Origin of the sequence: Mesoflavibacter zeaxanthinifaciens DSM 18436, from assembly GCF_000422365.1 — a bacterium.
Classification (GTDB): Bacteria; Bacteroidota; Bacteroidia; order Flavobacteriales; family Flavobacteriaceae; genus Mesoflavibacter; species Mesoflavibacter zeaxanthinifaciens.
In genome coordinates this window covers 428,929-450,358 of record NZ_AULQ01000001.1, presented here as the reverse complement: position 1 = coordinate 450,358, position 21,430 = coordinate 428,929, and the positions used below count along the sequence as shown (strand labels likewise).

The 21,430-nt window shown below is 29.9% G+C and carries 24 protein-coding genes; 10 read left to right on the top strand and 14 right to left on the bottom strand.

Annotation, left to right across the window (positions count from 1 at the left end):
- Positions 1-27 precede the first annotated feature (27 nt).
- The 11 genes from H574_RS0102155 to H574_RS0102105 all read right to left on the bottom strand — a co-directional run bounded on the left by H574_RS0102155 (position 28) and on the right by H574_RS0102105 (position 11,204).
- The gene (locus H574_RS0102155) at positions 28-843 is read right to left on the bottom strand and encodes a prohibitin family protein (protein WP_027878976.1); all 816 of its coding nucleotides are present in this window, start codon (positions 841-843) and stop codon (positions 28-30) included.
- Between the two features lie 13 nt (positions 844-856).
- Entirely contained in the window at positions 857-2,890 is a 2,034-nt protein-coding gene (locus H574_RS0102150) for a hypothetical protein (protein WP_027878975.1), read from the bottom strand.
- A 69-nt stretch (positions 2,891-2,959) separates the two neighbouring features.
- Positions 2,960-3,706, bottom strand: a complete 747-nt coding sequence (gene fabG, locus H574_RS0102145) for a 3-oxoacyl-[acyl-carrier-protein] reductase (protein WP_027878974.1) — start codon at positions 3,704-3,706, stop codon at positions 2,960-2,962.
- Between the two features lie 117 nt (positions 3,707-3,823).
- Positions 3,824-4,696, bottom strand: a complete 873-nt coding sequence (sucD, locus tag H574_RS0102140) for a succinate--CoA ligase subunit alpha (protein WP_027878973.1) — start codon at positions 4,694-4,696, stop codon at positions 3,824-3,826.
- An 84-nt stretch (positions 4,697-4,780) separates the two neighbouring features.
- Positions 4,781-5,185 (bottom strand): nuclear transport factor 2 family protein, encoded by a 405-nt coding sequence (locus tag H574_RS0102135; RefSeq protein ID WP_027878972.1) that lies wholly within the window; start codon positions 5,183-5,185, stop codon positions 4,781-4,783.
- Positions 5,185-6,120 (bottom strand): UDP-3-O-(3-hydroxymyristoyl)glucosamine N-acyltransferase, encoded by a 936-nt coding sequence (locus tag H574_RS0102130; protein WP_027878971.1) that lies wholly within the window; start codon positions 6,118-6,120, stop codon positions 5,185-5,187. Before H574_RS0102130 ends, H574_RS0102135 begins: the two co-directional genes overlap by 1 nt.
- Before the next feature lie 23 nt (positions 6,121-6,143).
- A complete protein-coding gene (efp, locus tag H574_RS0102125) occupies positions 6,144-6,710 on the bottom strand; it encodes an elongation factor P (protein WP_027878970.1) in 567 nt (188 codons plus the stop codon).
- Positions 6,711-6,732: 22 nt separating this feature from the next.
- Positions 6,733-7,518: an acyl-ACP--UDP-N-acetylglucosamine O-acyltransferase gene (gene lpxA, locus H574_RS0102120; protein WP_027878969.1), complete on the bottom strand. Its 786-nt coding sequence runs from the start codon at positions 7,516-7,518 to the stop codon at positions 6,733-6,735.
- 3 nt (positions 7,519-7,521) lie between these two features.
- Positions 7,522-8,934 carry a bifunctional UDP-3-O-[3-hydroxymyristoyl] N-acetylglucosamine deacetylase/3-hydroxyacyl-ACP dehydratase gene (locus H574_RS0102115; RefSeq protein ID WP_027878968.1) on the bottom strand — a complete coding sequence of 471 codons (1,413 nt, stop codon included), beginning with the start codon at positions 8,932-8,934 and terminating at the stop codon, positions 7,522-7,524.
- Entirely contained in the window at positions 8,921-9,949 is a 1,029-nt protein-coding gene (gene lpxD, locus H574_RS0102110; protein ID WP_027878967.1) for a UDP-3-O-(3-hydroxymyristoyl)glucosamine N-acyltransferase, read from the bottom strand. The genes H574_RS0102115 and lpxD overlap by 14 nt, the downstream gene beginning before the upstream one ends.
- A gap of 25 nt (positions 9,950-9,974) precedes the next feature.
- Positions 9,975-11,204, bottom strand: a complete 1,230-nt coding sequence (locus H574_RS0102105; protein WP_027878966.1) for an HD domain-containing protein — start codon at positions 11,202-11,204, stop codon at positions 9,975-9,977.
- Between the two features lie 37 nt (positions 11,205-11,241).
- Here H574_RS0102105 and porX point away from each other — a divergent pair, with 37 nt between their 5' ends.
- The 6 genes from porX to H574_RS0102080 all read left to right on the top strand — a co-directional run bounded on the left by porX (position 11,242) and on the right by H574_RS0102080 (position 15,745).
- On the top strand, positions 11,242-12,795 hold the full coding sequence (gene porX / locus H574_RS0102100; protein WP_027878965.1) for a T9SS response regulator signal transducer PorX: 1,554 nt from the start codon (positions 11,242-11,244) through the stop codon (positions 12,793-12,795).
- A 24-nt stretch (positions 12,796-12,819) separates the two neighbouring features.
- Positions 12,820-13,233 (top strand): tRNA (adenosine(37)-N6)-threonylcarbamoyltransferase complex ATPase subunit type 1 TsaE, encoded by a 414-nt coding sequence (gene tsaE / locus H574_RS0102095; protein WP_027878964.1) that lies wholly within the window; start codon positions 12,820-12,822, stop codon positions 13,231-13,233.
- Between the two features lie 170 nt (positions 13,234-13,403).
- Positions 13,404-13,550: a hypothetical protein gene (locus H574_RS14730; RefSeq protein WP_169558267.1), complete on the top strand. Its 147-nt coding sequence runs from the start codon at positions 13,404-13,406 to the stop codon at positions 13,548-13,550.
- Entirely contained in the window at positions 13,489-14,040 is a 552-nt protein-coding gene (locus H574_RS0102090) for a hypothetical protein (protein WP_027878963.1), read from the top strand. Before H574_RS14730 ends, H574_RS0102090 begins: the two co-directional genes overlap by 62 nt.
- A 58-nt stretch (positions 14,041-14,098) precedes the next feature.
- Entirely contained in the window at positions 14,099-15,298 is a 1,200-nt protein-coding gene (locus H574_RS0102085) for an alanine dehydrogenase (protein WP_027878962.1), read from the top strand.
- 66 nt (positions 15,299-15,364) lie between these two features.
- Positions 15,365-15,745: a DUF4258 domain-containing protein gene (locus H574_RS0102080; protein ID WP_027878961.1), complete on the top strand. Its 381-nt coding sequence runs from the start codon at positions 15,365-15,367 to the stop codon at positions 15,743-15,745.
- Here the strand turns inward: H574_RS0102080 and H574_RS0102075 are convergent.
- Positions 15,742-16,917, bottom strand: coding sequence for a proline dehydrogenase family protein (locus H574_RS0102075; protein WP_027878960.1), 1,176 nt, complete (start codon positions 16,915-16,917; stop codon positions 15,742-15,744). The genes H574_RS0102080 and H574_RS0102075 overlap by 4 nt on opposite strands.
- Positions 16,918-17,004: 87 nt before the next feature.
- Between H574_RS0102075 and aroB the strand changes: the two genes are divergently transcribed.
- Together aroB and H574_RS0102065 are read left to right on the top strand one after the other, a co-directional pair.
- Positions 17,005-18,069 (top strand): 3-dehydroquinate synthase, encoded by a 1,065-nt coding sequence (aroB, locus tag H574_RS0102070; RefSeq protein WP_027878959.1) that lies wholly within the window; start codon positions 17,005-17,007, stop codon positions 18,067-18,069.
- Between the two features lie 86 nt (positions 18,070-18,155).
- Positions 18,156-18,473 (top strand): hypothetical protein, encoded by a 318-nt coding sequence (locus H574_RS0102065; protein WP_027878958.1) that lies wholly within the window; start codon positions 18,156-18,158, stop codon positions 18,471-18,473.
- A gap of 60 nt (positions 18,474-18,533) precedes the next feature.
- On the opposite strand, the gene H574_RS0102060 is transcribed toward H574_RS0102065, so the two are convergent.
- On the bottom strand, positions 18,534-19,013 hold the full coding sequence (locus H574_RS0102060) for an Lrp/AsnC family transcriptional regulator (RefSeq protein WP_027878957.1): 480 nt from the start codon (positions 19,011-19,013) through the stop codon (positions 18,534-18,536).
- Positions 19,014-19,086: 73 nt separating this feature from the next.
- Positions 19,087-20,223: a M14 family zinc carboxypeptidase gene (locus tag H574_RS0102055; RefSeq protein ID WP_027878956.1), complete on the bottom strand. Its 1,137-nt coding sequence runs from the start codon at positions 20,221-20,223 to the stop codon at positions 19,087-19,089.
- 312 nt (positions 20,224-20,535) lie between these two features.
- Here H574_RS0102055 and H574_RS0102050 point away from each other — a divergent pair, with 312 nt between their 5' ends.
- Positions 20,536-20,958, top strand: coding sequence for a helix-turn-helix domain-containing protein (locus H574_RS0102050; RefSeq protein ID WP_027878955.1), 423 nt, complete (start codon positions 20,536-20,538; stop codon positions 20,956-20,958).
- Between the two features lie 99 nt (positions 20,959-21,057).
- Positions 21,058-21,429 carry a hypothetical protein gene (locus tag H574_RS0102045; protein WP_027878954.1) on the top strand — a complete coding sequence of 124 codons (372 nt, stop codon included), beginning with the start codon at positions 21,058-21,060 and terminating at the stop codon, positions 21,427-21,429.
- Position 21,430: the final 1 nt, after the last annotated feature.

The following is a 21,430-nucleotide window of genomic DNA, read 5'->3' as shown; positions in this document are numbered from 1 at the left end:
TATGAAATGTTAAAATTAATTTAATTATTATTGATTACCTAAAATAATAGGCATTCCACTTTCACCAGAACCTATTATAACTACTTTACTATTAGGTGATTCTGCTAATTTATTAGTCGCTTCAATACCCTTATCTTGAAGGATTTTATCTGTTAAAGAAGCGCTTAAAATTCTATTAGCATCTGCTTTACCTTGTGCCTCAATACGTTGTTTTTGAGCTTCTTTTTCAGCAGTAACTAATCTAAATTCATACTCTAAAGATTCTTGTTCTTGTCTAAGTTTTCTTTCTATAGCTTCTTTAATTGTAGGTGGTAACGTAACATCTCTAATCAAAACATTGTTAAGTTGAATGTATTGACTTTCTACAATTTTTCTAGTTTCTTCAAAAATTTCTTCTTGAATAGCATCTCTTTTAGTAGAATATAATTGTTCTGGAGTATAACGACCTACTACACTTCTTGCAGCACTTCTTATAGCAGGTTGTAAAACTCTGCTTAAATAATTTTCTCCTTTCTCATTATGCAATTTTCCTAAGTTTTTAACATCTGGTTCGTATAACACCGATGCATCTAATTTTATATCTAATCCATTAGATGATAATACAGACATTTTTTCTGGAATTTCTTGCTGACGTGTTTCATAATCTATAACTCTATTCCATGGAGCAATTATATGAAAACCTGGACCTAAAGGTGCTTTATTAGAGTCTACACCATCTCCTAAAGTTTCATATAAAACAGCAGCATGACCGGCATCTATGGTGACAGCAGATTTAGCTATTATAATTATAAATATAACTCCCGCAATAATAAAAGGGAATGCAATTTTTGGTAATCTTTCCATTGTAATTTTTATTTTAAATTAATCCTTTATATTTCCTGATAAACCATTCTAAAGCTAAGCACAATGCTATAAAAAATAGTAGATAATACCAGTCTATCAAAGGTACAACTCTTTTATTGGTTTTAAGAATTGGCTGATAACGATTATCTGATAATAAACTATCTGCCAAAGTAGAAGTGTTATCAATAAAATAAGCTTGACCTTTACTATTAGTAGCAACTTGTTGCAGCTTTGTTACATTGGCGTTTAAAAATTGTTGTTCTACATTAAATGGTATAATTTTAAAATTACCTGACGATGATAATTTATCTGTAGTAGAACTAACTGTAAAACTGTAATCTCCAGCGTCTAAACCATTTAAATTAACTTGATAACTGTTGTTTTTTAATATTAATGGTCTAGATATGGCTTGATCAGTTTCCTTATTATTAAGTGAAATATTTAAGTTTTCAGTTGCATCAAATTCGTAGTTTTTATTGAAATATTGTGCGCTGATAACAATATTATCACTACCGTTATAAAATGAATTATAATCGACTGTTAACCTATTTTTACGTTGATTTGAAGCTAAATACTGTACCATTTTTCCAATAAAAGCATCAAACGCTTCAAACGACTGATCATTTAAATAGTTTTGAGAACGCCATTTCCATAGGTTTTCTCCAAAAAGAATCGCTTCTCTTCTACCATTAGTTTCAAAAGTGGCTAAAAGTGGCTCGTTTGTTGGAATACCAGAAACAGTTTTGTTTAAAATAGATTGGTAAGACACTGAAAAATCTGGTGCGCCAAAGTTAGATTTTAAAGGTGGAAAGCTTTCAAAATCGATATCATCTACAATAAAATTGCTATAATTTTGATTAAGGTTAGCTTGATAATCTTCGGTTTGAGATGTGATTTCTAAGTTATAATTTTTGGATACCGAATTTAAGAATCGTAAATCTGTTTTTACTCCAGAAATCACCCATTTATTTTTATTTTGATCTTCTAAAGCTTCATATAATTGTTTAAATGAATTGTTTGGCTGATATAGTATAATTAATTGAAAATCATTTAATTGATTTAAAGTTTTATTTGGTTTTAAAAATGAAACTTCGCGCTGTTCATTGCTTTCAATGCTTTTTTTAATAGCACCTAAATCTGGATGCAAAACAGTGCTAACAACTGCAACTTTTGTCTTTTGATCAATAACTTCTACAGCAAAATTTTTATAATTATTAATCTTATTTTTTTCAGTTGAAATTGGAACTATTTGAGCTTGATAACTTTTAACACCAACAGAAGATGCTGGTAAAGTAGTATTAATTATTTGTGATGATTTGTCTTTTGAAAATGTAATTGTCTTTGAATATACCGCTTTACCATTTTGTGTAATAGTAAAGTTTTTGGTTACTGTTTCATTTCCGTTATAAACAATTATAGCTTCAACTGGAAATCTATTTTTTAAATACGCATATTTATTAACGTTTAACTGACTAATTTTTAAATCAGAATACGTAATGGTATCACCTAGTATGATTGGATAAATCGGTTGTTTATAGTTATTAGCAGAGAATTGATAATCGCTACCTATAGTTTGATTTCCATCAGAAATTAATAGTGTTGGAGCTGTTGTATTTTTATAGATTTCTGATAAATCTCTAAATACTTTATTTAGGTTGGTTTGTTGGTCTTTAAAATTTAAATTACCTGATGTGTTTAACTGATTTCCAAAAGTGAAATATTCAACATTAAACTTATTATTAATCTTTTGATTTTCTTTTAGTTGACTTATAAATTCAAGTTCTTTTTCATTTTGTTTTAAATGAGAAATAGACGCTGAATTATCTGCAACAATAACTAAATTAGGTTTTTCTGTATATGTAGAATTTTGCTCAAATTTAGGATTAATTAAAAGCAAAAACACAGAAAAAAAGGTGAAAAACCTTAAAAAAACAAAAAACGCATTGTCTTTTAATGCGCTTTTTGTTTTGTATTTATACTGGAAAAGCGCTAAAAGTAGCGCTATAAATCCTGCTAATATGATTAATAATATATCTTGTGTAGACATCTTTTAATATATGAAGTACTATTTTGTTATGGATAAATAGTATTTCAAAAAAAAATCTAGGATGAAAATTTACGTTAACATTCCGCCATCAACGTTAATCGTTTGTCCTGTTACGTAAGCAGACATATCACTAGCTAAAAATACACAAGCATTTGCAATATCTTCTGGCGTACCACCACGTTTTAATGGTATAGCATCACGCCAACCTTGCACAGTTTTTTCGTCTAATTTTCCTGTCATTTCAGTTTCGATAAAGCCAGGTGCAATTACGTTACTTCTAATATTTCTAGAACCTAACTCTAAAGCTACAGACTTAGAAAAACCAATAATACCAGCTTTACTTGCTGCATAGTTAGTTTGTCCTGCATTACCTTTAACACCAACAACAGAACTCATATTGATAATAGATCCTTTACGTTGTTTAAGCATAGTACGTTGTACAGCTTTTGTCATGTTAAATACAGATTTAAGATTTACTTCGATTACTTTATCAAAATCTTCTTCGCCCATACGCATTAACAAGTTATCTTTAGTAATACCGGCATTATTTACTAACACATCAATGCTACCAAATTCTGCTAACACATCTTCTGCTAATTTTTGAGCTTCTTCAAAACTAGCAGCGTTACTTTGATATCCTTTAGCTTTAACACCTAGAGCGTTTAACTCTTCTTCTAATTCATTTGCTGCTTCAACAGAAGAGCTATATGTAAATGCTATATTTGCTCCGTTTTGAGCAAAGACTTGTGCTATTCCTTTTCCTATTCCTCTTGAAGCACCTGTAATAATAGCTGTTTTATTTTCTAAAAGTTTCATTTATAATTCTGTTTTCAATTAGTATTTCAAATATAGTTATTTAGAATGTTATTGATAAGAAAAAGCCTCATAATTGTCATAAAATTATGAGGCTTTAAATAGTTTATGTTATTGGGCTTACCCCATAACTTCAGCTACTTTTTTACCTATTTCTGCTGGAGAATCTACTACGTGGATTCCGCAATCTCTCATAATATCTTTTTTAGCTTGAGCTGTATCATCAGATCCACCAACAATTGCTCCTGCGTGCCCCATTGTACGACCAGCTGGCGCAGTTTCACCTGCTATAAATCCAACGATTGGTTTTTTACTTCCTGAAGCTTTATACCAATTAGCTGCGTCTGCTTCTAATTGTCCACCAATTTCACCAATCATAACAACGCACTCGGTTTCTGGATCATTAATTAATAATTCTACAGCTTCTTTAGTTGTAGTACCGATAATTGGATCACCACCAATACCAATTGCTGTAGTAATACCTAAACCTTGTTTTACAACTTGGTCTGCAGCTTCGTAAGTTAATGTTCCTGATTTAGAAACAATACCTACTTTTCCTTGTTTGAATACAAAACCTGGCATGATACCAACTTTTGCTTCACCAGGTGTAATTACACCTGGACAGTTAGGACCTACTAAACGACAGTCTTTACCTTTAATATAATCTGCAGCTTTAATCATGTCTGCTACAGGAATTCCTTCTGTAATACAAATAATTACTTTAATACCAGCGTCTGCCGATTCCATAATAGCATCTGCTGCAAATGCTGGTGGAACAAATATTATTGAAGTGTCTGCTCCTACTTTTTCTACAGCTTCTGATACTGTGTTAAATACAGGTCTATCTAAGTGAGATTGACCACCTTTACCTGGTGTTACACCACCAACAACGTTGGTACCGTATTCTATCATTTGACCAGCGTGGAAAGTACCTTCGCTACCTGTAAAACCTTGAACTATTATTTTTGAATCTTTGTTTACTAAAACGCTCATGTTTTGTATTATTAAGAATTTTTAAATGTTTTTATTTTTTTGTGTAACAAAAATAAGTTTTTGATTGCTATTACTAAAGTATTTTTAAACTTTAATTTCAGAAAATGAGTTTAAATTTTGAGAATTTTCGTCTGCTAGCTGACTTATTTCATGTCCTCTATAAAGTTGTCCATCTTTAACTTCCCAAATTGAAATAAAATGCGCTAAAGGTTCTTCATCTTCTGGTTTTTCAATTGAAGTTACATAAATGGTATATCTTGCTGTTACTGTATTATTATCCTCTAGCAAATGACTAAGCTTGTAATTAAACGAATGAAATGCTTTTTTTAAGGTTTCTATTCGCTCTTTAATCATTTTATAATCAGAACACATATAGCCTTTACTGCTATTCCAATGTAATAAGCAATCTTTATGAATATGCTTTATGGCTTCGTTATCTTTAGCTAAGTCTAAACTATAAAATGTTTTTACAACCTCTTTTGCTGTCATTACTTTTCTTTTAATTGTTTTAAAATTTCAGGAATTTTTTTGACGTACGCTAAATCTTTCAGTTTCTCTCTAGATTCTTCTATTGGCGTACCAAAATACGATTTTCCGCCTGCAATAGATTTTGTCACACCTGTTTGCCCTAAAACATTTGCTTTTTTTCCAATAGTTATACCACTTGTTGTACCAACTTGTCCCCAAAGCGTGACTTCATCTTCAATAATACAACAACCTGCAATTCCTGTTTGAGATGCGATTAAGCATTTTTTACCTATTACAGTATCGTGACCAACTTGTATTTGGTTATCCAGTTTAGATCCTTCACCAATTGTTGTATCACCAGTCACACCACGATCAATACTACACATAGCACCAATATCTACATGGTCTTTTATTACAACTCTACCTCCAGATTTTAATTGATCAAACCCTTCTGGTCTATTTTTATAATAAAATGCACTTGCACCTAAGACACTTCCTGCATGAATAGTCACATTATTACCAATAATCGTATCATCATAAATACTAACATTAGAATGAATGACACAATTATCACCAATAATTACGTTGTTTCCTATAAAACAGTTTGGTTGAATTATGGTATTTTGTCCAATTTTAGCAGTATCTGAAATTGCAGAACTTGAAGGTGTAAATGGTTTAAAATGATTAGTTAGCTTATTGAAATCTCTAAAAGGATCATCACTAATTAATAAAGCTTTTCCTTCTGGACAATCTACTTCTTTATTAATAAGTATTATTGTTGCTGCGCTATTTAAAGCTTTGTCGTAATATTTTGGATGATCTACAAATACGATATCTCCAGGTTCTACAACATGAATTTCATTCATGCCTAAAACTTCAAAGTTTTCATTGCCAACAAACTCGCAATTAATTAGTTGCGCTATTTGCTGAAGTGTATGAGGTTTTGGGAATTTCATTTTAAAAAAACAAAAGAGTTAAATTATTCTTTAACTCTTTCTTTATAAGTTCCTTTTTCTGTTTCAACCTTAATTTTATCACCTTCATTTATAAATAAAGGTACATTTACAGTTGCACCAGTTTCTACAGTTGCTGGTTTTGTAGCATTTGTTGCTGTATTACCTTTAACTCCAGGTTCTGTTGCTGTTACTTCTAAAATTACTGTAGCAGGCATATCTACAGAAAGTGGCATATTATCTTCAGAATTAATTTGAATTGTAACCACTTCTCCTTCTTTCATTAAATCTGGTCTATCTAAAGCAGATTCTAAAAGTCTAATTTGTGTATAATCTTCTTCATTCATAAAATGATAGAATTCTCCATCATTATATAAGAATTGAAACTTATGAGTTTCTACTCTCACATCGTCTAATTTATGACCTGCAGAAAATGTATTATCTAATACTTTACCTGTAGTTACACTTTTTAATTTTGTTCTAACAAATGCAGGACCTTTACCAGGTTTTACATGTAAAAATTCAATGATTTTATATATATCATTGTTATATCTAATACATAAACCGTTTCTAATATCTGATGTTGTTGCCATTATTTACTTTTAATTTGAATTTTTAATTTGATGTAAAATATCCTTTCATAATTCCACGATGAGAATTTTTGATAAACTGAAGGATTTCGTCTCGTTCTGGAGTTGCTTCCATTTCAGCTTCAATAATTGCAGCTGCTTGAGAGTTATTATAATTTTTTTGATAAAGAATTCTGAAAATATCTTGAATTTCTCTAATTTTTTCGGTTGTAAAACCACGTCGTCTTAAACCAACAGAATTTATACCTACGTAAGATAGAGGCTCTCTTGCTGCTTTAACAAAAGGCGGAACATCTTTACGAACTAAAGATCCACCTGTTACAAAAGCATGATTACCAATTGAACAGAATTGGTGTACTGCTGTCATACCTGCTAAAACAACATAATCACCAATTGTTATATGTCCTGCTAAGGTGCTATTATTAGAAAATATACAGTTGTTACCAACAGTACAGTCGTGTGCTATATGGCAATACGCCATAATTAAACAATTATCTCCAACAACAGTTTTCATTTTATCTGTTGTACCTCTATTAATAGTAACACATTCTCTAATGGTTACATTATCACCTATAATGGTTAATGTGTCTTCGTCGTTATATTTTAAATCTTGTGGTACTGCAGAAATAACTGCACCAGGAAAAATGTTACAGTTTTTTCCTATTCTAGCACCTTCCATGATGGTTACGTTACTACCTATCCATGTGCCTTCTCCAATTGTAACATTATTATGGATAGTAGCAAATGGTTCTATAACTACATTTTTTGCAATTTTCGCTCCAGGATGAACGTATGCTAATGGTTGATTCATTTTTTAGTCGTTTTTAACTTTAGTTATTTGCGCCATTAATTCGGCTTCTGCACATAATTTACCGTTTGCATAAGCGTAACCTTGCATATGACAAATACCACGACGTATTGGTGTGATTAATTCGCATTTGAAGATTAAAGTATCACCTGGCATTACTTTTTGTTTGAATTTAACGTTATCCATTTTCATGAAAAATGTTAAATAATTTTCAGGATCTGGTACAGTACTTAATACTAAAATACCACCGGTTTGCGCCATAGCTTCTACTATTAAAACACCAGGCATTACTGGTGCACCAGGAAAGTGACCTCTAAAGAAGTCTTCATTCATGGTTACATTTTTTGCTCCTATTACATATTGATCTGTAAGTTCAAAAACTTTATCTAATAATAAGAATGGCTGTCTATGTGGTAACATATCCATAATTTGATTAACATCCATTAAAGGTGTTTGGTTTAAATCAACTTTTGGAACGTTGTTACGTCTTTCGTTTTTAATTAACTTGGACATTTTTTTTGCAAATTGTGTATTTACAAAATGTCCTGGTTTATTAGCTATAACTTTCCCTTTTATATGTGTTCCTATTAAAGCTAAATCCCCTATAACATCTAACAATTTATGTCTAGCTGCTTCATTTGGATGATGTAAGGTTAAGTTATCTAAAATACCATTTGGTTTAACTGCTATAGTATCTTTGTTAAATGCTACTTTAAGTTTTTCTATAGTGTTAGGCGATATTTCTTTATCTACATACACAATTGCATTGTTTAGATCGCCACCTTTAATTAAACCATGTTCTAATAAAGATTCTAATTCGTGTAAAAAACTAAAAGTCCTTGAACAAGAAATATGATCTTTAAAATCTGCCATTTTATCTAAAGTAGCATTTTGAGTTCCTAAAACTTTAGTTCCAAAATCTACCATTGTTGTAACCTTGTAATCTGAAGCTGGCATAACTAAAATTTCGCTACCAGTTTCTTCATCTGTATAAGAAATAACGTCTGTAACTTCAAATACTTCTCTTGTTGCTTCTTGTTCTACAATACCAGCTTTTTCTATAGCTTCTACAAAAAACTTAGACGAACCGTCCATTATTGGTGGTTCAGAATTATCTAATTCTAATAAAGCATTATCAATACCCATTCCTACTAATGCCGCTAAAACATGCTCACATGTCTGGATTGTTACTCCATTTTTTTCTAAACAAGTACCGCGTTGTGTATTAGTAACATAGTTAGCGTCTGCTTCAATTACTGGAGCGCCTTCTAAGTCTATACGTTTAAAAGCAAAACCAGCATTTTCTGGCGCTGGCTTAAAGGTTAATGTTACATCTTTACCTGTGTGTAAACCAACACCTGTAAGAGATATTTCACTTTTAATGGTTTTTTGTTTGACGTCTGTATTAATTATTGCCATTATTGTTTTTTTCTAAGTCGTTTACAGTTTTAACTATTTTTGGTAAGTTTTTAAAATATACATACGATTTATTAAAATCACCGTAAGATAATGCTGGTGAACCTTGTAATACTTCATTGTCTTTTACATTTCTACCTATACCAGATTGTGCTTGTATTTTTACATTATTACCAATGGTAATATGTCCTACAATACCAACTTGACCACCAATTTGGCAATTTTCGCCAATTTTAGTAGAACCAGCAACACCTGTTTGGGCTGCTATTACAGTGTTTTTTCCTATTTCTACGTTGTGAGCTATTTGTATTTGGTTATCTAACTTTACGCCTCTTCTTATAATTGTAGATCCTAAAGTCGCTCTATCTATTGTTGTTGCTGCTCCTATGTCTACAAAATCTTCTAAAATAACGTTACCTATTTGCGGTACTTTAGAATATTCTCCGTTTTCATCTGGTGCAAAACCAAAACCATCTGCGCCAATTATGGCTCCAGAATTAATCACACAGTTTTTACCTATTATCGATTCTGAATATACTTTTGCTCCAGAAAAAACAACCGTATCGTCTCCTATAGTTACATTATCTCCTATGTAACTACTAGGAAAAATTTTCACATTATTACCTAAGGTAACATTATTACCTATATAAGTAAATGCACCTATGTAAATATTATCTCCTTGCTTTACATTATCTGAAATATAAGAAGGTTGCTCTATTCCTGATTTATTAAGCTTTACTTGATTGTAGTATTCTAATAATTTAGAAAATGCTTTATAAGCGTCATCTACTTTTATTAGTGTACAACTAATGTCTTGTTCTGGTATAAATGTATTGTTTACAATAGCAATTGATGCTTTTGTAGAATATATATAATGTGTGTATTTAGGGTTTGCTAAAAAGGTTAATGCACCTTCTTCCCCTTCTTCTATTTTTGATAATTTAGAAACTTCTACTTGAGGATTTCCCTCTACGACACCTTCTAAAATACCAGCTATTTGTTCTGCTGTAAATTTCATTATTGGCAAAAATAGAAAAAATGAATTAAAGTTTCTGCTTTGGATAACATATATAATGTTTTGTTACCTTTTTTGATAGCGCTTTTAAATTTAATTGGTCAGAAGCTTTGACTACATCATCAACTTTTCCTGACTTATAAAGAATCTTTATATTCTGCTTACTTCTGGTATATGCCTGATTACTTATTTCTCCTTTAAACACAAAATATTTCGCTTCATCCTCTGTAATATTATATTTATCCATTAAAGACTTTAAGTGAGTAGATAAAATGTTTTCTTTTATAGGTTTCTTTTTAATCTTTACTTTAAGTAGTTGTCTATCAATTATCATTTCACATAGATTACTCAACACAAAATCTTCATGATGCTGCCAAGATTTCATTGCAGAAATGATATCATAATCATCTAATTTGGCAAAAGTATCTAAGCAATTATCATCAAATTCGTTTAATGTTATTTCATTTTTTAAGAAAAACTGTAATGGTTTACTAGCTTCTAATTTTACGCCTTGCCTACTTAGTTCTTTTGCTCTTTTTAAAACTCTTATTACAAGCTGTTCTGCTACTAAACTTGTTTTATGTAAATAGACTTGCCAATACATAAGACGCCTTGCTACTAAAAATTTTTCGACACTATAAATACCTTTATGTTCAATAACCAGCTCATCATCTTTTACATTAAGCATTGTTATTATACGTTCGCTATTTATATTTCCTTCAGAAACACCTGTATAAAAACTATCTCGTTTTAAATAGTCTGCTCGGTCCATATCTATTTGGCTAGATATTAACTGAAGCATAAACTTACGATGATAATCGCCTTTAAAAATCTTTATTGCTAGTGTTAAATCGCCGTTAAATTCTTCGTTTAACTTTTGCATAAAAAGCACAGAAATTTCTTCATGAGATACACCATTTACTATGCTATGTTCCATTGCATGAGAAAATGGACCATGACCAATATCATGTAACAAAATAGCTATATATAGCGCTTCCTCTTCTTCTTTAGAAATTTTAACACCCTTAAAGCGAAGTACTTGTACCGCTTTTTGCATTAAATGCATACAGCCAATAGCATGATGGAATCTTGTATGGTGCGCACCAGGATATACCAAATATGACAAACCCATTTGCGAAATACGTCGCAACCTTTGAAAATATTTATGCTCTATTAAATCAAAAATTGTCGAGTTTGGTATAGTAATAAATCCGTAAATTGGATCGTTTAATATTTTAAGTTTGTTTATTTTTCTCAAACTAAATCTTTACATTATAATTAGATAACAAATATACATGAACAATATAAATATTCTTTGGGTAGACGACGAAATTGATTTACTTAAACCACACATCATATTTTTAGAACAAAAAAACTACAATGTTACAACTTGTAATAGCGGTACAGAAGCATTAGAAATTTTAAATGAAAAGAATTTTGACATTGTCTTTTTAGATGAAAATATGCCAGGATTAACAGGACTTGAGACTTTAAATGAAATTAAAGAAATAAAAGATACCATTCCTGTTGTAATGATTACCAAAAGTGAAGAAGAATACATTATGGAAGAAGCTATTGGTAATAAAATAGCCGATTATTTGATAAAGCCCGTAAATCCTAATCAAATACTACTAAGCCTAAAGAAAAATCTTGATCATTCAAGATTGGTTAGCGAAAAAACAACTTCAAATTATCAACAAGAATTTAGAAAAATAGCAATGGATCTTGCTATGGTTAATAGTTATGAAGATTGGGTTTCGTTATATCAAAAACTGATTTATTGGGAAATTCAACTAGAAAATATTGAAGACCCAAGTATGTTTGAAATCCTAGAATCTCAAAAAAACGAAGCCAACATACAATTTGGTAAGTTTATAGATAAAAATTACCCTACTTGGTTTAAACCTAACACAGACGCACCAATATTATCTCATACGCTTTTTAGAGAAAAAATTGCTCCAGAACTCAGTAAAGAACAACCTACATTACTTATTGTAGTAGATAATTTAAGGTATGACCAATGGAAAGCATTTGAGCCAACTGTAGCTAATCATTATAAAAAAGAAAATGAAGAAGCGTTTTATAGCATTTTACCAACCGCTACACAATATGCTAGAAATGCTATTTTCTCAGGGTTAATGCCTGCTGATATGGAAAAGCTTCATCCAAATCTTTGGAAGAATGATACAGATGAAGGAGGAAAAAACCTATATGAAGCAGATTTTTTAGAAGCTCAAATCAAAAGATTAGGCTTGACACATTTAAAACATGAGTTTTATAAAATTACAAACCTTAAAAGCGGCAAACAATTAGCAGACAATTTTAAAGGTCTTAAAGATAACGATTTAACTGTTGTTGTTTATAATTTTGTAGACATGCTATCTCATGCAAAGACAGATATGGAGGTTGTTAAAGAACTGGCTTCTAATGATAAGGCATATAGATCCTTAACCCAAAGTTGGTTTAAAAATTCACCGTTATTAGAGATGATCCAACAAGCACAACAACTTGGTTTTAAATTAATCATTACAACAGATCATGGTACTATAAATGTTAAACATCCTTCAAAAGTAATTGGAGATCGTGACACCAGCTTAAACCTACGATACAAAACAGGACGAAGTTTAAGCTATGAAGAAAAAGATGTTTTAGTAGCTAAAGATCCTAAAACAATACACTTACCTTCTATTACGATGAGTAGCTCTTTCATTTTTGCTAAAAGCGATTTGTTTTTTGCATACCCTAATAATTACAACCACTATGTTAGTCATTATAGAAACACTTATCAACATGGTGGTGTATCTTTAGAAGAAATGATTATTCCTTTTGTTGTACTAAATCCTAAATAAACTAATTTTGCAAAAAAATTAATAGTGAATTTTACATATACATTAGATCAACTAGAAGAGGCTTCTAATTTTGTTTTAAAAAATGCTAAATCCAAAATCATCCTTTTTGAAGGCGAAATGGGTTCAGGAAAAACCACTCTAATTAAAAAACTTGTAAAGCAACTAGGAAGTCAAGATACTGTAAGCAGCCCTACTTTTTCTTTAGTAAACGAATATGAAACCAATGATAATATCATTTATCATTTTGATTTATATCGCGTAAACGAAGAAGAAGAACTTTATAATTTTGGAATAGAAACATATATATATAGTGATAAGTATGTTTTTGTAGAATGGCCTGACTTATTAAAACCTATGTTACAAGAAGAATACACAGTTTTAAGTTTTACAACCACAAACAATAGTTCTAGACAAATTAAATTGACTAACACTAAATAAAAATTCTCTTCTTTTTTTAACAAAAAAATGTATTTTTGGTGCGTTTGCGGTTTTAACCACAGCAAAAAATTGGAAAAATATATTTTTTAACATTATTTTAACATTTAGCTTGAAATCATATTAGTTTTCAACATACTTTAGCGGTATTAATTAATTAAATCCCTAACATTATGAAAACTAAAAAGTATGTAATTGCCTTAGCAATTTTTGGTGGCGTTTTATTCACTGCACAAGCGACAAATCTTATTGATTTAAATGAACAACAAACAACAAGTATCGAAAAGTCAAGAATTAAAGTCCCTGGACAAGGTAAATAAAAGTAAAACAAATGTAATATATGGAAGTATAATAGCTACTATAATAGCTCTAACACCATTATTATTTAATGCTTATGTAAGTGTTCCAGATCAAAAAATCTGGAACACTTATTTTTTTACATATAACAGCGAGTATTATCAAAGCGCTTTTGTAATGGCTTGGACGTTAATGAGCAAGCTTATTCCTTTGCTTTTAATGTTTATATGGATTTTTACTTGTAGACATTGGTGGTATCATGCTATATTAATTCCTATAGGCATGTTTATATATCAAATCATCGTAATTTTAGATGACGATTTGTCTTTTGCAGACCAAAACGAAATGCTTGTATTACTTCCAGTTATGATAATTATTATACCTTCTATCTACCTTGTTAGAGCGAGAATATTCAATAGGATAAATTCTGTAAATAAATCCACTCAAGAATTAGAAGACGAATTAACTTTTAGACCAAAATCGCTTTGGGGAAAAATTAAGCAGTATTTTTAATGTTTAGCAATTACAATTTATTTCGTAATTTGTTTCATATTTAAAAACTGACTTATCAATGTCTAAATCCATAACGCCGTTTTCTAAAGCACAACTGATCCCTCAAGAAGAAACTTTAGAAATTTATAAGCATAAAAGCGAACTTTTTATCGGTATACCAAAAGAGACTGCTTTTCAAGAAAAACGTGTATGCTTAACTCCAGATGCTGTTTCTGCTATAGTTAATAATGGACACAGAGTTCTTATAGAATCTGAAGCTGGACTTGGCGCTAATTTTTCTGATAAAGATTATAGTGAAGCTGGTGCCGAAATCACAAAAGATACAGCTAAAGTTTATAGTTGCCCTATGATTCTAAAAGTTGAACCACCCACTCTAGAAGAATTAGATCTAATAAACCCTCAAGCTACTCTTATCTCTGCACTACAAATAAAGACTCAAACTAAAAAATATTTTGAAAAACTAGCAGCAAAACGCATAACAGCACTAGCTTTTGAATTTATAAAAGATGATGTAGGTGCTTACCCTGCTGTTAGAGCTTTAAGCGAAATTGCTGGTACAGCATCTGTGCTTATAGCATCAGAACTATTAAGTAGCTCTAGTCAAGGTAATGGTCTAATGTTTGGCAATATTAGCGGTGTTCCTCCAACAGAAGTTGTTATACTAGGTGCAGGAACTGTTGGCGAATTTGCAGCAAGAAGCGCTATAGGATTAGGAGCTAATGTAAAAGTATTTGATAATTCTATAACAAAACTACGTTGCTTACAAACTAACTTAAATCGTACAATATATACGTCTACTATTCAGCCTAAATATTTAAGTAAAGCTTTAAAGAGATGCGATGTTGTAATTGGTGCTGTAAGAGGAAAAGATAGATCTCCTATTATAGTTACAGAAGCAATGGTTGAAAACATGAAAAAAGGCTCCGTAATTATAGATGTTAGTATTGATATGGGAGGATGTTTTGAAACCAGCGAAATTACATCTCATAACAAGCCAACATTTAGAAAACACGATGTTATTCATTATTGTGTCCCTAATATTCCTGCAAGATATTCTAGAACAGCTTCTGCTTCTATCAGTAATATATTTACTCCTTATTTATTAAAAATAGCAGATGATGGCGGTCTTGAACATGCCATTAGATTTGATAAAGGCTTAAAAAACGGTCTTTACTTTTATCATGGAATTTTAACTAGTCGTGCAGTTGGTGAATGGTTTGATTTAAAACATAGCGATATTAACCTTCTTATTTTCTAAAAATACTTTTAGAATTTATTATTTAAGTGAAATCATTTTACGAATTTTGCTCAAATTTTAAACTTCATGAAATTTATTCACAGATTAGGATATTACCTTGGTGGTTTTGCTATCGGATTAGTATTATTAGCTTTTTTTTTAAACGGAAGTAAAACGTCTTGCCAATACGATTATGGTCCAGAATCTAGAGTATTAAAGGATATAAATAATAAAGTCTTAAAATACTCAGCAGATAGTCAAATTTTACTGCAGAATAAAGAAATTGATACTACTACCATAAAAAACATACTAAAAGAAGGTGATGTTGTTTTCTCTAAAAGCGAACCAAGAAAAGAACCTTGCGGCATCTATCATATTGAAAAAGAAAAGGATAATAAAACTATTATCCTTACTGTAATAAATTGTAAAAAAACTGTCACTTTGCAATCAATAAAGATTGAAGATTAAGCATTTTTTCTTCTTTGTCTTTCTTTTTTAATCAATGTTAATTCCCTACTGGTTTGTCCTGCAACAGATGTGTTTTCTTCTGCTCTTCTAATCAAATAAGGCATAACATCTTTAACAGGTCCAAATGGTAAGTACTTGGCAACATTATATCCTTTAGCTGCTAAATTAAAACTAATATTATCGCTCATACCGTAAAGCTGTCCAAACCATACACGATTATCTTTTATATCTATATTTAAAGTCTCCATAAGTTCCATAGCAATGTAATTACTAATTTCATTGTGTGTTCCTATGAAAACTGAAATATCATCAATATGATGTAAAATATAAGTTAAGCAGTCATTAAAATTAGCATCTGTAGTTGCTTTATCTTTACAAATTGGACTTTCGTAGCCTTTTTCTTCTGCACGTTCTCTTTCTTTTTCCATGTAAGCGCCTCTTACAATTTTGTATCCAAGTTTAAATCCTTGCTCTTTTGCTCTTTTATGAGAAGCTTTTAAAAACTCCAACCTATCATGACGATAAGTTTGTAAAGTATTATAAACTATTGGAATATCTGTATTGTAAGTTTTCATCATTTCTTCAGCTAACTCATCTGCAGCATCTTGCATCCAACTTTCTTCACCATCTATTAAAACTTCTACATCTTTCTGTTTTGCTAGACTACAGACGTCATGATAACGCTGTACTATTCTATCCCATTCTTTTTGTTCTTCTTCTGTAAACGGTTTTCCTTCTCCTTTTTTCTGAAATAAGTAAAAACGACCAAACCCAGTAGGTTTAAATACAACTATTGGCATTGCTTCTCTTTCTTCACAAAATCGAATTATTTTAATGATTTTTTGAGCTGCGTCATCAAAATGAGATTCTATTTCTTTTCCTTCTACAGAGTAATCCAAAACAGAGCTTACTTTAGCTTCATACATCTTATCTATAACATCCAAACAATCTTCTTCACTTACTCCACCACAAAAATGATCAAAAACAGTTGCTCTAATAAGACCTTCAATAGGTAAATGAGCTTTTAAAGCAAAGTTTGTTGCTGCTGTACCAATTCTAACTAACGGTTCGTTAGCTATCATTTTAAACAAAAAGTAAGCACGATCTAATTGAGAATCACTTTTAAGTTTAAAAGCTATCTCTGTATTTTCAAAAAGTTTTTTATCGACCATTATCAAAAAAATTATGTGCAAATATAAATGAACTATAATAGAAATTATTTAAAAAACTCCTTATTTTTACACTTCATTATACACAATATGACAGCTATCCAAACACAAGATTACACTATTTATTTTAATCAAAAATCTTACGATAATCTTAACCAACAAATAAATAATAAAAATTACTCTTCAATTTTCATCTTAACCGATAGCAATACTAATGAACATTGCTCATCACAACTTTTAGCCAATATAAATACAGATATTAGAATTGAGGTTTTAGAGATTGAGCCTGGAGAACAGCATAAAAACTTAGATACTTGTAGTAGTTTATGGAAAGCTTTAAGCGAACTTGGAGCAGACAGAAAAAGCTTAATGATTAATTTAGGTGGTGGTGTTGTTACAGATTTAGGTGGTTTTGTTGCATGTTGCTACCAACGTGGTATTGATTTTATAAATATACCCACTACCCTATTATCTATGGTAGATGCGTCTATTGGAGGCAAAAATGGTGTAGATTTAGGGGCTTTAAAAAACCAAATAGGTATAATAAAAACACCTGTTATGGTTTTAATTGACACCTCATTTTTAAACAGTTTATCACAACGCGATTTGCGTTCTGGATTAGCTGAAATGATTAAACATGGACTAATAAATAACCCAAAGCATTATAGCGATTTACAAAACTTATCTAATTTAACACTTGAAGATTTAGATTGGTTAATTTATGACTCTATTAATGTTAAAAAAGAAATTGTTGAAAAAGACCCAACAGAGCAAAACCTAAGAAAAACTTTAAATTTTGGCCATACACTTGGTCATGCTATAGAATCTTACTACTTAAACCAAGTAGATAAAGCGTTATTACATGGTGAAGCGATAGCTATAGGAATGATTTTAGAAAGTTATTTATCACACAAAATACTTGGATTAGACATTAATTCTGTCGAAAAAATTAAGTCATTTTTAATTAAAACATTTGGTCAACCTAAAATTAACCCTAAAGACTTTGAAGGAATTATAGGGCTTATGAAACATGACAAGAAAAACGAAAATGGTAAAATTAAATTTGTGCTTTTAGAAAATATAGGAACCTGTAAAATTAATCAAGAAGCACCTAATGATCTGGTTATCAAATCTTTTGAATTTTATAATAATTAACACCTTTATATTAAAATAAATTGTAATTTTAAATACTTTACTTTTTACATGACTACACTAACCTCTTAATTTATAAATTATTAGGTATGAAAAAAGTTATTGTCGATTACAAAAAATTAACGCCTGAAGTATTACAATTACTTACAGAAAAATTTCCTGATGGTTATGGAGATGATGATATTATCAAGTTTGATGATCATCACAACCACAGTATTGAAGCTATTGAAGTAAAAACAAAAGATGCTATTTATCTTGTAAAAGTTAGTAGTAAACTACACTACACCATGACAAATTTTGATAGCAATTTAGATTTTACAACTAATAGCGACGGACATGTTGTGATGGATTTTAATAAAGACACAACACTAAGTAATGATATCGTTTTAATTGATGAGGAAGAATAAAAAAAACGCTTCAGATAATTATACCTGAAGCGTTTTTAATATTTTAAAAATGAAAAAAGCTTAAAGCTCATTAAAAATACTGTGCATTAAACGCTTTTTATCATTAATACTTTCTTCCATAGATATCATTGTTTCTGTTCTATAAACACCTTCAATATCATCTAGCATAAAGATTACATCTTTTGCGTGTTCTGTATTTTTTGCTCTAATTTTACAGAATACATTAAATTTTCCTGTAGTAATATGTGCAACAGTAACAAAAGGTATTTCGTTTATACGCTCTAAAACAAAAGTAGTTTGAGATGTATTTTGTAAAAAAACTCCTACATAAGCAATAAAAGAATATCCTAATTTTTTATAATCTAAAGTTAAAGAAGACCCTTTAATAATACCTGCATCTTCCATCTTTTTTACTCGTACATGAACTGTACCAGCAGAGATTAATAATTTTTTAGCGATATCTGTAAAAGGAACTCTTGTGTTATCGATTAACATATCAAGAATTTGATGATCAATTTCGTCTAATTTAAACTTTGCCATTTTATTGAATTAATAGATTTTAGGCAAAAATAGTACAAAATCTTTGATTATTCTGTATTTTAAACAAAGATTTTTAGTGTTTTAATGATTTTTTCACATTATTCATAAAAACGAAATCGTTTTCGTAACCTTCATATAACAGTTCCTTATTTACTGTCCTTACCTCTAAATTATTGGCTTCAATCCATTTATGAGCAAAAAAAGAATCATTTTTAAAAATTTTCTCAACTTTAGGAATAAAATTCAGCTTATTATCAATCAATTTTTCTTGAAATTGAATTGCAACATCTTTAATTTCTCCGTCTATTAATGCGTCTTTTATAATAACATCATAAAATAGTTTTTGATTTTCTGGTATATCAAAATAAGCCTTATAATTGTCACCTTTCACATCTTCCTTAGTTATAATTAATAACCCTGCTATTATAGCTTGATATGTAAATCGTCTTACTTCTTCCCTATTATAGTCATCTTTGTAATGTCCAGCTTCATATAAAATTGTTGGAGTTTGTTTCATTTGAAAGCTATCACCAACACAATTAGCATTAAAATCGTCATCATAACGACCAATTTGATTAGGTAACTCGGTTTGCATAAAACTATTAATCGAGGCTATAATCTGCATAGATATAGCTCTTGTGCTATTAATATCTCTTTCTTTGTTTACTGCTGGAGATAAAAAAGACAATGTTGCAACATTATTTGTTTTACCTGCACTAAATATGGTACGTTGCCCATGCAAATTAAAACAAAAGTCAGGCTTAAAAGCATTATAACAATCTAACAGTACTTTACTTTCTGGTTGTGATAAATCCTGAGCGTCTCTGTTTAAATCTACATTATTAGCATTTAATCTAGTATAAGCTTTAGCCCCATCAGGATTAAGCATGGGTACTATTTTAATAGTACAGCATTTTAATATATCATCAAAATAATTGTTTTTAAAGCTGTTTAATAAGTCAAAAATTGCTTTGGTGGTTGTAGACTCGTTACCATGCATTTGCGACCACATTAGTATTTTTTTTGGTCCATTACCAATAGTTATAGCATAGATCTTTTGATCTAATACAGAACGTCCAATAATTTCAGTTATAAAATTTGAAGGTAATTTATCTATTAAAGGAGCTATGTCATTTAATGAAATATAACGCCCAAATAAAGTGTATTCTTTATCTTGTTTATGTCTAGTGTTTAAGTCTGTAATTGTCATATTAAATTTTATACGTTACAAATGTAAACAAACTAAATTTTACAAATGTAAACAACATAATTTACAATTGTAATTTACGTTTGTAAACACCTGCAATCAATCTTAAAGGCTTTTTTAATTAAGAAAGTAGTTGAAAGCTTTATTAAACAAATAACACACATTAATAATTGTTTATCAGCTATTTATGTAGTTTATTTAAAGTTTAAGTTTAAATATTTTAACTGTAAATAAGCAATAATATTTACATAATTAACTATTTTTTTACAATTGTAACATTGAAATTTGAACTGCTTTGTTTACATTTGTATCACTATGATAAACAATACAGAATTTGCTAAAAGACTTCAAAAAGTCATAGATTATTACGGTGAAAGTGGCTCTTCTTTTGCTGAAAAAATCGGTGTGCAACGCTCAAGTATTTCGCACATACTATCTGGTAGAAATAAACCAAGTTTAGAATTTGTTTTAAAAGTCCTATCCTCTTATCCTGAAGTAGAATTGTATTGGTTGTTAAATGGCAAAGGAAATTTTCCTGCTGAAAAAAATTCAACAGAAATTAAATCTGAAATTCCTACTCGACCAGAATCACAAAATTTATTTTCTGAAGTTGAAGAGAAAACTCAAGAAACAAATTCGACTTCAATTTCACGAATTGAACAAAATTCAAAAAAAGAAATTGATCGTATTGTGATTTTTTATAAAGATGGTAGTTTTCAAAATTTTGAGAATTCGTAACTAAGTCCATAAAATTTTCAAATACGAAAGTTATAAGTAGGTGAAAAATTATACGTTTTTAATAAGCTAGTTTTGTAATTTTGTAGTAAATATTTTTTTATGAAACATTTTATCCTTTTGCTTTTAACATTAAGTTTATTTAGTTGTTATCAGGTTGAAAGAAATTGTAAAGATTTTAAAACAGGTAAATTTACAAGTGAAGTAACCATTAATGATAAACTGTATAAGTCTACATTTTTTAGAAATGATACGCTACAAGTAGAAACTTACGAAGGTAAAACCGATAGTTCTTCTTTGCGATGGATTAATAATTGCGAAGTTATTTTTAAAACCATAAATCCAAAGAGTATGGCTGAGCAAAAAGATATTCACTTAAAAATATTAACCACAACAGATTCTACTTATACCTTTGAATATTCTTATGTTGGCGAATCTAAAAAGCAAAAAGGTATAGCTTATAAACAACAATAAT